Source organism: Rhodococcus sp. P4_E4 (assembly GCF_056401575.1).
In genome coordinates, this window is sequence record NZ_JBFUJB010000002.1 from 1 (window position 1) to 11,989 (window position 11,989).

11 protein-coding genes and 1 pseudogene are annotated in these 11,989 nt (G+C 63.1%); 9 read left to right on the forward strand and 3 right to left on the reverse strand.

The features are described from left to right. Positions 1–234, reverse strand: a pseudogene (locus AC1DVN_RS02950) (HNH endonuclease); the annotation flags it as partial. Between the two features lie 63 nt (positions 235–297). Beyond that, a complete protein-coding gene (locus tag AC1DVN_RS02955) occupies positions 298–1,995 on the reverse strand; it encodes an MFS transporter (RefSeq protein ID WP_387404142.1) in 1,698 nt (565 codons plus the stop codon). 150 nt (positions 1,996–2,145) lie between these two features. Here AC1DVN_RS02955 and AC1DVN_RS02960 point away from each other — a divergent pair, with 150 nt between their 5' ends. The 9 genes from AC1DVN_RS02960 to AC1DVN_RS03000 all read left to right on the forward strand — a co-directional run bounded on the left by AC1DVN_RS02960 (position 2,146) and on the right by AC1DVN_RS03000 (position 11,090). Next, a complete protein-coding gene (locus tag AC1DVN_RS02960; RefSeq protein WP_477993399.1) occupies positions 2,146–3,639 on the forward strand; it encodes a condensation domain-containing protein in 1,494 nt (497 codons plus the stop codon). Continuing rightward, positions 3,639–5,102, forward strand: a complete 1,464-nt coding sequence (locus AC1DVN_RS02965) for a condensation domain-containing protein (RefSeq protein ID WP_020907076.1) — start codon at positions 3,639–3,641, stop codon at positions 5,100–5,102. Before AC1DVN_RS02960 ends, AC1DVN_RS02965 begins: the two co-directional genes overlap by 1 nt. A 118-nt stretch (positions 5,103–5,220) precedes the next feature. Further along, positions 5,221–6,126, forward strand: coding sequence for a sulfurtransferase (locus AC1DVN_RS02970; RefSeq protein WP_019747746.1), 906 nt, complete (start codon positions 5,221–5,223; stop codon positions 6,124–6,126). Further along, on the forward strand, positions 6,123–6,539 hold the full coding sequence (locus AC1DVN_RS02975) for a SufE family protein (RefSeq protein WP_019747745.1): 417 nt from the start codon (positions 6,123–6,125) through the stop codon (positions 6,537–6,539). The genes AC1DVN_RS02970 and AC1DVN_RS02975 overlap by 4 nt, the downstream gene beginning before the upstream one ends. Before the next feature lie 4 nt (positions 6,540–6,543). Continuing rightward, complete coding sequence (locus AC1DVN_RS02980) at positions 6,544–7,944, forward strand: condensation domain-containing protein (RefSeq protein ID WP_020969197.1); 1,401 nt, start codon at positions 6,544–6,546, stop codon at positions 7,942–7,944. A gap of 138 nt (positions 7,945–8,082) precedes the next feature. After that, complete coding sequence (locus tag AC1DVN_RS02985) at positions 8,083–9,879, forward strand: acetyl/propionyl/methylcrotonyl-CoA carboxylase subunit alpha (RefSeq protein ID WP_019747743.1); 1,797 nt, start codon at positions 8,083–8,085, stop codon at positions 9,877–9,879. A 76-nt stretch (positions 9,880–9,955) separates the two neighbouring features. Beyond that, positions 9,956–10,381: a DUF1707 SHOCT-like domain-containing protein gene (locus tag AC1DVN_RS02990; protein WP_029255031.1), complete on the forward strand. Its 426-nt coding sequence runs from the start codon at positions 9,956–9,958 to the stop codon at positions 10,379–10,381. Next, the gene (locus AC1DVN_RS02995) at positions 10,381–10,731 is read left to right on the forward strand and encodes a hypothetical protein (RefSeq protein WP_003940792.1); all 351 of its coding nucleotides are present in this window, start codon (positions 10,381–10,383) and stop codon (positions 10,729–10,731) included. The genes AC1DVN_RS02990 and AC1DVN_RS02995 overlap by 1 nt, the downstream gene beginning before the upstream one ends. Continuing rightward, positions 10,728–11,090 carry a VanZ family protein gene (locus AC1DVN_RS03000; protein ID WP_020969195.1) on the forward strand — a complete coding sequence of 121 codons (363 nt, stop codon included), beginning with the start codon at positions 10,728–10,730 and terminating at the stop codon, positions 11,088–11,090. Before AC1DVN_RS02995 ends, AC1DVN_RS03000 begins: the two co-directional genes overlap by 4 nt. Here AC1DVN_RS03000 and AC1DVN_RS03005 read toward each other — a convergent pair whose 3' ends face one another. Further along, positions 11,091–11,891, reverse strand: a complete 801-nt coding sequence (locus AC1DVN_RS03005; protein ID WP_477993402.1) for a tyrosine-protein phosphatase — start codon at positions 11,889–11,891, stop codon at positions 11,091–11,093. Positions 11,892–11,989 lie beyond the last annotated feature (98 nt).

Sequence of the window (11,989 nt, forward strand, 5' to 3'; positions counted from 1 at the left end):
CTGCAGCATCGTGTTTGCCGCCAACCAGCAACCCACCCCGCGGCTCGCGATTACCTGATCATCCGGCCGCAACGACAACTCGTCCACCACCGCCACACGCACAGCCTCGAGACGAAGAATCTCCACACTCGCCGACACCGCAGCAGCACTCAACTCAGAAGCCGTCAACCGCCACAGTCGTCCGCGCAACCCCACTGCAGAACCGGACACCACATCCGACAACAGCACGCTCATTGAATCCCCCGATCCTCTACTCAGGAGAATACTCGAACACCCGTTCGAGTCAAGGGTATTTTTTCAGACTGGGGAATTGACCCGCGGCAGGGCAGTCGAGGCCAATCCGATGCCGAGCGCAATTGCTGCGATGATCGCGAGCACGCGGCGTTGGGCTTCGAGAAACGCTTCGCCGGCCGCCGCGCGAGTAGATGCGTACGCGGCATCGACTGCCACTTGAACGGCTTGGCCCCCGGCGCCGGCAGTTCCTTCGCGGCGACATTCCGGCGCCACCTCCATCGGTGTTCCGGATGCCAATTGACTTGTCGCGCAATCGACAAATGCCTTTTCGGCGATGTCGACCAGGCCGGGATTCACGCCGGCAGCTTCAAGATTCGCAACGTACTCGGGCCGCTCCCCCTGCACTGCTTGCGGAGCTTGCCCCGCGACGAGCGAGAAGAACACCACTCCGATCAAGGCCAGTCCGATCGAGCTGCCAACCTGCTGAACGGTCGGTAGCAGCCCCGACACCGAACCCGCGTGCGCGGGTTCGACCGTCGCGAGGATCGCGGTCTGCAGTGGCGCCACGAACAGTCCGAGCCCTGCGCCCCCGAGGAGGAGAGGACCGGCGAGCGCGAGCCAGCGTGGATCAGTTCCTTCGTGTTCGAGGATGACCGACAACGCGATCAGCGAGCCGGCAAAGACGACCATCCCCAAGATCAGGACGCGGTTTCCAAGCATCCGGTACACCGCGGATGAGAGAACCGCAGCCACGCCCATGCCGACGGCCCACGGGAGCGTCATCACGCCCGCTCGCAATGCGGAGAACCCGAACCCGAACTGAAGCGTGAGACTGATGGTGAAGATCAACGAAGTCAGGGTTCCGAAGAATACGAACGCAAGAACCGCGCCGATCGCGAAGGCTCGGTCGCGGAAAAGCTCCAGACGAAGGACCGGATCGCCGCCTCGTTTCGCCAGACGCGATTCGTAGAGCACAAACGCCAATGCCACCGGCACCGACATCGCGAGCATGACAACAAGACCTGTGGGCCATCCACGCGCCCTTCCCTCGGCCAGGGGAAGGATCAGCAGGAACAGCGCCAGCGATGACAGTGCGGCGCCGATGAGGTCCAGTGAGCGCACATGCTCAGCGCGAGCATCGACGAGATGGAAATACCCGAGAATCAAGGCGGCGATGCCGATCGGAATGTTGACGAAGAAGATCAGGCGCCAGCCCCAGTCGAAGAGATTCCACTCGATCAGCAGCCCGCCGATCAGAGGCCCACTGACCGTTGCGAGCCCGATGGTCGCACCGTAGATCCCGAACACTCGCGGATGCCTGGCCTTCGGAAACAGACCCGAGATGATGGCAAACGTCTGGGCGGACATCGAACCGGCCGCCAACCCTTGCAAACCCCGGAAGACGATCAACATCGTCGCGCTCTGAGCGAGCCCGCACAGCAACGAGGCCGCGACGAATACGAACAGGGCGGTCAGAAAAACAACCCTACGACCGAACAGGTCCCCCAACCTGGCCGCGGTGATCAACGAACACGCAAAAGCCAGGATGTACACGCTGACCATGAGCAACTGCGCCGATACGCCTGCTTGAAGATCGACGGCGATACTCGGAAGCGCGACGTTGACGATCGTCGCGTCGAGCAACTGCATGAACGCCGCCGCCAGACTCGTCGCCAACCCGAGCCAGGGCGTCAGAGAACCAGCTCGCCGTCCGCCCTTGTGGTCGGCGCCGACAGCGTCACCTAAAGGGTCCGGAAGCACCGAATGATCCTAATCGAACACGACGCTTCTAGAACCTGTTCTTGTTTAGATTGTAGTATTTCGGACAATTCAGTCCCCCAGATGGGATAGTTCGTCGTCTGCCCATTTTCAGAGCAGGCTTCTCGACGACACACGCAGGAGTTCTACTCGATGGATCTGAACTTGATCACCCATTGGCACCCGCTTCCTGGACGGGTAATCGAATGGGGCGTCACGCATGCTTCCGCTCAACGAGCCGCCGAAGCCGAGATCGACCGAGAACTACCCCCGACCACGATGCAGGATCGCCACCTGCGACGCGCCCGCGTCACCGCAGAGAAAGGCGATCCGCAGTCTCCGTGGATCGGTATCGCCTTCGATTTCGCAGGAACACTCGACCGCGACGCCATGACGCGAGCCCTGCAGCGCTACGTCCGTCGCCACGACACGCTGCACAGCTGGTTCTCCTTCGACGAAGCAACCACCGACGCTGCGGACACCGCGTTCGAGGTCCGTCGACACGTGGTGCCGGTCGAGAGCATCGAACTCGAGTACCGCGTCGGCGACGACGTCTCCGAATCCGAGGCGATCCGCGCACTCGTCGCAACCAAGTTCGCAACGGAAACCAGTGCCCTTCAGTGGCCGGCCTTCGTGTTCGGCGCCGTCGAGCACCACCATGCCGACCTCGAAGCCGATCCGAGCTTCACCCTGTTCCACGCAGTCGACCACGCCCATTCGGACATGAACTCGATGGTGCTGATGTACGCAGAATTGCGTCAGCTCTACGCCGCGGAAACGACCGGGTCACATCCCGAACTAGGCCCCGCGGGAAGTTACGCACAGTTCGGTCGCGTCGAACGCGAGCGAACAACCGAACTGACTATGCAGTCCCCCGAAGTGCACCAGTGGCTCGGTTACCTCATGCGCAGCGGCGGCTCGTTCCCCGGATTTCCGCTCCCGCTCGGGGCGGAAGACGCGCCCAAACCGGCTATCGGTTCACGCTTCGACCTGGCCGACGACAATGAGTGCGAAAGGTTCGGTGCGGTCTGTAAAGCCAACGGCGCCAACTTCATCGGTGGAATATTCACCGCCCTCGCGATTGCGGAATTCGAACTGGCCGGACGCGACAAGTACATCGCCCTCTCGCCGGTCAGCACACGAACCGAGGCCGACTCGTTTGCACAGGGCTGGTACATCAACCTGATCCCGGTCGGCATCGACGTCGACGACAAGCGACGCTTCACCGAGTTGGCAAAGCTCGGGCAGCAGGGGTACCACGACGGCAAGGCACTCCTCGATGTCTCTGTGCAGCAAGTCATCGATCTGGTTCTGTCGAGCTTGGCCGAGTCGGATTCCGCACCCGGCGGATTGTCGAAGACGCTCACCCCACCGCCGATCGTCTCGTACATCGACGGCCGCCGCATGCCGGATCCATACAGTTACGCCGAGACGAAGGCAACGGGAATCGTCGGCGGCAAAGAGACGCAGATCGCGTCGATGTGGATCAACCGGATGCACACCGGCACCTGGATCGCCGTGTCCCACCCTGACACCCCCATTGCCCACGAATCGGCCACCCGCTTCGCCGAGCACGTCTCCAAGATCATCAAAACTGTTGCAGCTCAGGGCGACTACTCGTTCACGGCACCAGAGGGAGCGTCCTGATGCATGTCACCTCGATCGATCGATACGGACTCGAGCCCGGAATCGTCACCGAATGGTCGCTCCAGCCCGCGGACGGCGCCGTCACCGAGTCGGAAGTACCACCGTCGTACAACCAACATTTCCATCTCGAGACTGCGCGAACACACGGCATGGGCCGGAGTGTGTGGATGGCAGCCGCATTCGACCTTCCCGGAGAACTGAATCGGCCCGCACTCGATCTCGCGCTGCGCCTGTTCATCAGTCGCCATGACACTCTGCACACAGGATTCGAGGTGGGCGAGTTCACCACCACCCGAATGGGACTCGATCCCGACGGCACACACATCGAGACTTCGGAACCTGTGAAGTTCGATTCGACCGAAGACCTCCGAGCGCACCTCAAGAAGCGATTCACGACGGTATGCGATCCACTGACCTTCCCCGCCTACACGTTTGCCACGGTCGAACGCGAAGAGCACTACACGGTCCTGAGCGCCTTCGATCACACACTCGTCGACGGCTACTCGTTGGTCATCGCTCTCGGGGAACTGCGACAGATCTACGAGGGACTGATCGCCATACCCGAACTGACCGACCACGAGGCCGTCGACGCAGTGATGAGCCGACTGGGTGACCCGGGAAGTTTCGTGCGGTACTGCGAACTGGAGGCCGACGCTCTGCTTCCCGTCGACAACGACCCTCGAATCCGAGAGTGGGCAAGGTTCTACGAGATTTGTGGTGGCACATCGCCGAGTTTCCCCTTGGATCTCGGCGTCGAGGCAGGAAAGCCCGCGCCTCAGGGCGCCGATGTGCGCGTGCTGCTCGACGAGGAACTGACCGCGACGTTCGACGAGATCTGCCTATCCGCCGGCGGCAGCGTGTTCACCGGAATCCTCACTGCGATGGGACTTTCCGTCCACTCGTTCACCGGACAGGCGACGCTTCCACTGCAATTCCCGCTGCACATCCGCAAAGATCCACGCTGGGCCGACGCCATCGGCTGGCTCACCACGAGCGCGCCGATCACGGTCCAGATCACTCCCGATGCGGATTTCGGTGCATCCCTTGCACATACGCACGCGTCGTTCCGAGTTGCGTTGACGCTCGAGGGCGTCACCATGGCCCAGGTTCGAGATGCTTTGGGCGACAAGATTCGACGCACGCGCACTGACGTCTTCATGGTGTCGTACATCGATTACCGCAAACTACCCGGCACCGACGATCATGATCTCCTCAACGCTCATCACATCAGCAATGTGACTGTCGCCGACGATGCCCAGTTCTGGATTTCGCGAACGAACCGTGGTCTCTCGCTGCGTTCGCGCTTCCCGGACACCGACACGGCAAACGAAACCATGGTGAATTTCCTCACCGATCTCGACCGGATTCTGAGGGAAGTCTGCGCCCGGGGCGTGACGCCGATCGGAAGTGTCACCGAACAATTGAGAGATTCGAGCGTCGGGGCAGGAACACCGAGGATTTAGTGTCGGCAACGGGTACGAGCAGGCAGAACCTGCTTCCGGGCGTCTCCCCTTGCGCGCAGCGCATAGAATCGATCAAGTCCGTGTTCGAACCGAACGATTCGTCTTCAGGAGTACGCCCGTGCCCGTTGCCCCCGATCCCTCAACCGCGTTTGCCGAGTTCGCGCATCCCGACCGGTTGGTCTCGACGGAATGGCTCTCGGCGAATCTCGGTACGCCGGGCCTCAAGGTCGTCGAATCCGATGAAGACGTGTTGTTGTACGACGTCGGCCACATTCCCGGCGCAGTGAAGATCGACTGGCATCTCGACCTCAACGATCCGGTCACCCGCGATTACATCGACGGTGCGAAGTTCGCAGAGTTGATGAACCGCAAGGGCATCAGCCGCGACGACACCGTCGTCATCTACGGCGACAAGAGCAACTGGTGGGCCGCCTACGCACTCTGGGTCTTCACTCTGTTCGGCCACGAGGACGTCCGTCTTCTCGACGGTGGCCGCGATGCGTGGATCGCCGAGAACCGTGACACCGCATTCGACGTTCCCGACATCACGTCAACGGATTACCCGGTCGTCAAGCGCAACGACGCTCCCATCCGCGCATTCAAGGACGACGTACTTGCGCACTTGGGCGACGGGCCGCTCATCGACGTGCGATCTCCGCAGGAGTACACCGGCGAGCGCACCCACATGCCCGACTACCCCGAAGAGGGTGCGTTGCGCGGTGGACACATTCCCAGCGCTCTCAGCATCCCGTGGGCGAAGGCAGCGGCACCGGACAGCCGCTTCCGCACCCGCACCGAACTCGGCGAGATCTACGGCGGTCTGTCGGCCGACGACAACATCGTCGCGTACTGCCGCATCGGTGAGCGTTCCAGCCACACCTGGTTCGTGTTGACCCATCTTCTCGGCTACCCGAACGTTCGTAACTACGACGGTTCCTGGACAGAGTGGGGCAATGCAGTGCGCGTCCCGATCGTCCAGGGCGAAGAGCCCGGCGCAGTTCCTTCCTCCGTATCGGCGTCATGAGCACTCTTCCTTCGGCTCTGGCCGAGATCGTCGACGACTTCGCAGCCGTCGGCGCCTCGGACAAGCTCACCCTTCTTCTCGAGTTCAGCCGAGAGCTACCGCCGTTGCCGGCGGAGCTCGAGCAGAGCGCGATGGAGCCGGTCCCCGAATGTCAGTCGCCGCTGTTCCTCTCGGTCGACGATTCGGATCGCGACAACGTCCGTCTGTACTTCAGCGCGCCCCCCGAGGCTCCCACGACGCGTGGTTTCGCATCGATCCTCGCGCAGGGGCTCGACGGTCACAGCGCGGACGAGATCCTCGGTGTACCCGACGACTTCTATTCGGCGCTCGGTCTCGCAGAAGCTGTGAGCCCGCTCCGTCTGCGCGGAATGTCGGCCATGCTCGCGCGCATCAAGCGGCACTTGCGGGGCTGAAAACATGGAGTTCACCGAACTGGCCGACTATGCGATTCCGGCCGGCGCACTCGTCGAATGGTTGCCGTGCGCAACCGGGCCTTGGGTTCCGGATCCGCGGCCCGTCTCCTACATTCACGAGGCACATCTCAACCGTTCCGCTGCAGGCGCGGGCGACAAGTCTTGGCTGGGAACAGCTTTCGAGATTTCCGGCCCGCTCGACGTCGATGCGTTCCGAGTCGCCCTCGGCCGCTGGATCGACCGTCATGAAGTTCTGCGCTCGCATACCGTCCTCGAGCCCTCGAGTGGCGAGATCACCCGGCACACCGTCCCGATCGGCGGAATCGACATCGGGGTCGTCAGCCACGGCTACGACGCGTCCAGCCAGGACAACTTCGACCACCTTCACCGCCTGTTCGACGATTACGCGTCCCCGCACAGTTGGCCGTCGTACGTCTTCGCGACGTTGACGCCCCGCGGTGGCGACGGTCCGTTCACCGTGTTCTTCGCGGCGGACCACTCGATCATCGACGGTTTCTCGATCGTGCTGGTCGCTCACGAGATCGCAGCGCTGTACCGCGAGGCCTCGACCGGCAGCGCTGCAAATCTGTTCCCGGTGGGCAGCTACGTCGATTTCGGTGCCGTCGAACGCGAGCAGATGGCCGACATGGAAGCCGAGAAGGCTGCGGTGGAGATCTGGCGTAAGGCTCTCGGAACGGACGGGTTACCCCAGTTCCCGCTACCGATCGGTGAACGCGGAACCGATTCTCAGAACGGCCTGTCGACCTGGCTACTCGACGCCGAGCAGTCCAAGGCCTTCAGTTCGACGTGTGCAGCCGCCGGCGTGGGGTATTTCGCCGGACTACTCGGCGGACTTGCGGCCGTAGGTCGCGAAGTCGCGGGATCCGATCAATTCGAGGTCGTGACGCCGGTTCACACCCGCAGCGCTCAGGAGTGGGCGGGTGCGCTCGGCTGGTTCGTCGGACTGTGCCCGGTCGAGTTCGCCGTTGGATCGGACTGTTCGTTCGGCGACCTCGCGACACGCGCCGCCGAATCGATCGCTTCGGTCAAGCCTGCCGCCGCGGTCCCGTTCGATCGGATCGGTGAGCACCTCGAAACCCCGATTCGACCGCGATTCGTGGTGTCCTACATGGACGTTCGCTTTGTACCCGAGGCCGCACAGTGGCCCGAATGGAACGCCAGAGCACTTCGAAGCAAGGCATACACGCACGACGTCTACATCTGGATCAACCGCACACCCCAAGGCCTCAATCTCGCAGTCAGGTATCCAGGCAACGAGACGGCGAACGCCGCGGTTCACGCCTACGTGGCCGCACTGCGCCGGACCGTCGAAGAAATCGTCGCCGAACCGGACACCGGCACCTCCGGCAGCTACTCATCGGTAGTTTTCGAAACCGTTTCCTAAGCCGGAGTGGGCTTTAGCGATCCGGTTACAGCCAGCGCCGAAGCGATGCATACACTCCGAAGTGATGCCAATCCCCCGATGGTGAAATCCCAGAGGAATACACCGCGGAGACAGACTATGCGAACCACAGGAGGCTCAGTGCCCAGTCATGCCAGCGCGCACATTACGAAGGTGCTTGTCGCGAACCGCGGTGAAATCGCGGTACGGGTCATCCGGGCGGCCAAGGATGCCGGCTACGGCAGCGTTGCCGTTTACGCCGAGCCCGACGCAGAAGCGCAGTTCGTGAAGCTCGCAGACGAGGCATTTGCCCTCGGCGGACAGACGTCCGCCGAGTCCTACCTCGTGTTCGACAAGATCCTCGATGCCGCCAAGAAGTCCGGCGCCGACGCCATCCACCCCGGCTACGGCTTCCTCTCCGAGAACGCCGACTTCGCCCAGGCCGTCATCGACGCGAACCTCATCTGGATCGGTCCGTCACCGCAGTCCATCCGCGACCTCGGCGACAAGGTCACGGCACGCCACATCGCAGAACGCGCGAAGGCTCCGATGGCTGCCGGCACCAAGGACCCCGTCAAGGGCGCAGACGAGGTCGTCGCATTCGCCAAGGAATACGGCGTACCGGTTGCGATCAAGGCTGCCTTCGGCGGTGGTGGACGCGGCATGAAGGTCGCCCAGACCATCGAGGAAATCCCCGAGCTGTTCGAGTCGGCCACCCGTGAGGCCATCGCAGCCTTCGGTCGCGGCGAGTGCTTCGTCGAGCAGTACCTGGACAAGGCCCGCCACGTCGAGGCTCAGGTCATCGCCGACCAGCACGGCAACGTCGTCGTCGCCGGTACCCGCGACTGCTCACTGCAGCGTCGCTTCCAGAAGCTCGTCGAAGAGGCTCCGGCTCCGTTCCTGACGGACGACCAGCGCGCACGCATCCACGCGTCCGCCAAGGCCATCTGCAAGGAAGCCGGCTACTACGGCGCCGGAACGGTCGAGTACCTGGTTCAGGGCGACACCATCTCCTTCCTCGAGGTCAACACCCGCCTGCAGGTCGAGCATCCCGTCACGGAAGAGACCGCGGGCATCGACCTGGTGCGTCAGCAGTTCCTCATCGCCAACGGCGAAGAACTCTCCATCAAGGAAGATCCCACCCCGCGTGGACACTCCTTCGAGTTCCGCATCAACGGTGAAGACGCCGGCCGCGGCTTCATGCCCGCCCCCGGCCCGGTCTCCGTCTACCGTGAGCCCACGGGCCCCGGCGTCCGCGTCGATTCCGGTGTCGTTGCCGGCGACGTCATCGGCGGACAGTTCGACTCCATGCTCGCCAAGCTCATCGTCACCGGCGCCACCCGCGAAGAAGCCCTCCAGCGGGCATCGCGCGCTCTGGCCGAGTTCGAGATCGACGGCCTCGCGACCGTCCTCCCGTTCCACCGCCACATCGTCGAGAACCCGGCATTCGTCGGTGACGGCGAGAAGTTCGACATCTACACCAAGTGGATCGAAACCGACTGGGAAAACACCATCGAGCCGTACGCCGGTTCCGGTGCACCGGTCGACGACGAGGACGAGGCTCTGCCGCGTCAGAACGTTGTTGTCGAGGTCGGTGGACGTCGCGTCGAGGTTTCCCTCCCGGGCCAGTTCTCGCTCGGCAACGGCGGCGGCGCAGCATCCGGTGCCATCCGCAAGAAGCCGAAGGCACGCAAGCGCGGCGGCGCCGGCGGCGGCGCAGCATCCGGTGACGCCGTCACCGCTCCGATGCAGGGCACCGTCGTCAAGGTCGCAGTGACCGAAGGCCAGGAAGTCGCAGAAGGCGACCTGATCGCGGTTCTCGAAGCCATGAAGATGGAAAACCCCGTCAACGCGCACAAGGCCGGTGTCGTCACCGGACTGTCCGTCGAGCCGGGTGCAGCAATCACGCAGGGAACGGTTCTCGCAGAACTGAAGTAAGGCCTCCGGCCCCGTGCGCCTTTCCGGTAGTCCCCACTACCGGAAAGGCGCACAGTCGTTTGAGTAGGCTGTAACGATGGCTGACGTCCCCGACATTCGCATCGGCACTGCAGAACGCGAGCAGGCACTCGATCTCCTGAGCGAGCACTTCGCCGCAGGCCGCCTCACCGTCACGGAGTTCGACGAGAGAAGCGGAATCGTCAGTGCCGCAACAACTCGCAGTGAACTCGTTCCGGTGTTCGCCGATCTACCGGGCAACTATCAAGCTCCAGGCACCGCTCCCCTGTCGATGGTGACACCTCCCGCCGCACCGGCGGAGCGACGATTCAACCCCGACTGGTCCGGACGCGTCATGGCCGTCATCCCGATTCTCGCGGTGATCCTGTTCTTCGTCACCGGCACCTGGTTGTGGTTCCTCGCGATTCCCCTCGCCGGTGCACTGCTGTTCGGTACCGACAGGGAACGCAAAGCCAAGCGTCGCCGCGAGCGGGGCTCCGACTGATGGAGCCGATCGAGATCAACGCAGGCGGATGGTATCTGCGAGCACTGCGCGCAGACGAGCGTGTGGACGACCGCCCTGCCCTTGCCGACGGCGGTATCACCGACCCCGATTACGTGAGTCAGCGGAGCGCTCAGTGGCACGAAAACAGCGTCTACTCCTGGGCCGTGTGCCAGCCCAACACCGGTGAGCTTCTCGCCGAGGTCGTTCTGACGCCTCTCGACTCCACCGCCCTGCTGACCGGCTGGGCCCGCGACGGGCACACCGAGGCGCTCACGACAGCCGCCGACGCCGTCACCAGATTCGCCGAAGGTGCACTCGGACTCGTCGTCGTCGAGGGGCAGACGAATTGAAGAACAACCGATACTGGCCGCTGGCGATCGCCGTGGTCATTGCCCTGATCATGCTCTTCTCCCCGGGCTCCACCGTCCCGTCGAGCCCGGAGAACACCGACAAGATCACTCACACGTTGATGTTCGCGGTGCTGGCGATCACCTCGTTGCACGCCCGGATCCCGGCGTGGCTCACCGCGGTGTGGCTCGTGATTTTTGCTGCGACGTCCGAGGTTCTTCAAGCAGCGCTGCCCATTTCGCGTTCCGGTTCGATCTGGGACGGCACCGCCGACCTGCTCGGCATCGCCATCGGGATCGGTATCGTCAGCCTCGTGATGCGGCGTCGAACGGCCCGCGACGACGAGCCGAGCAGGTCCTGATCAGCTGAGCAGCTTGCTCCGCAATTGTTCCTGGGTCGACGCGTCGATCTTCAGGCCGTCGGTGAAGTAGGCCTCGATCGATCCGTGGACCTGCGCAAGCTCTGCCATCGACGCCTCCAGGTACTCGCGCCTGACACCGAGGACACCTTCGAGCAGGGTCGGATCGATACCCTTGGCCTCGAATCGCTCGAGGAGCGGCGCGAACATCGGCAACAGAACCTTGTTGGTTTCGAGGTAGTCCGCGAAGACCGCGTCCTCGGAGGCACCCAGGAACAGCAGTAGCGCGGCTGCGGCCCAGCCCGTGCGGTCCTTGCCCGTGGTGCAGTGAATGAGTGCCGGCGAGCTGGGCGGCTGCGCCAAGTCGACGAACAGTTGCCGGTACGACGCGACCGCACTCGGCAAGGTCACGAAATCGCGGTAACTTCCCTGAAAGTACTCGAGCGCCTGGCCGCCGCCCAACGCTTCGGCAGCAAACGCCGGGTCGGCGATCATCTGCTGCATCTGAGCCGGAATGGCGCGATACTGCTTGTCCGCCAATACGTCCAGGCCGAGTTCTCGTATTCCGTCCGGCGTCAGATCCGGCGCCGTCTCGCGTTCGGACTCGGTGCGCAGGTCGTAGATCGTGACGATGCCCAGATCGGCGAGGGTCTGTGCGCCCTCCGCACTGAGCGATGCCAGATCGGTGGAACGAAACACACTCCCGGTGCGGACGGTGCCACCGAAGCTCGATTCGGGGCCACCGATGTCTCGGAGGTTCGCCAGGGACGGTACGACGGAAGACAGCTTCGGAGTATCGGTCATACCTAAGAATGTATCTGTCACCGGAAAAGGGCGGCCGGAGAAATAAGATCGAGACACATCATCTCCCGTAATTGCTGCGCTACAGATCCGTAACATGC

Excerpts from the sequence above, each read along its gene's own strand:
- AC1DVN_RS02990 (WP_029255031.1), top strand. The coding sequence starts at position 9,956 with ATGGCTGACGTCCCCGACATTCGCATCGGCACTGCAGAACGCGAGCAG.
- AC1DVN_RS02960 (WP_477993399.1), top strand. The coding sequence starts at position 2,146 with ATGGATCTGAACTTGATCACCCATTGGCACCCGCTTCCTGGACGGGTA.
- AC1DVN_RS02965 (WP_020907076.1), top strand. The coding sequence starts at position 3,639 with ATGCATGTCACCTCGATCGATCGATACGGACTCGAGCCCGGAATCGTC.
- AC1DVN_RS03005 (WP_477993402.1), bottom strand. The coding sequence starts at position 11,891 with ATGACCGATACTCCGAAGCTGTCTTCCGTCGTACCGTCCCTGGCGAAC.
- AC1DVN_RS02975 (WP_019747745.1), top strand. The coding sequence starts at position 6,123 with ATGAGCACTCTTCCTTCGGCTCTGGCCGAGATCGTCGACGACTTCGCA.
- AC1DVN_RS02980 (WP_020969197.1), top strand. The coding sequence starts at position 6,544 with ATGGAGTTCACCGAACTGGCCGACTATGCGATTCCGGCCGGCGCACTC.
- AC1DVN_RS02995 (WP_003940792.1), top strand. The coding sequence starts at position 10,381 with ATGGAGCCGATCGAGATCAACGCAGGCGGATGGTATCTGCGAGCACTG.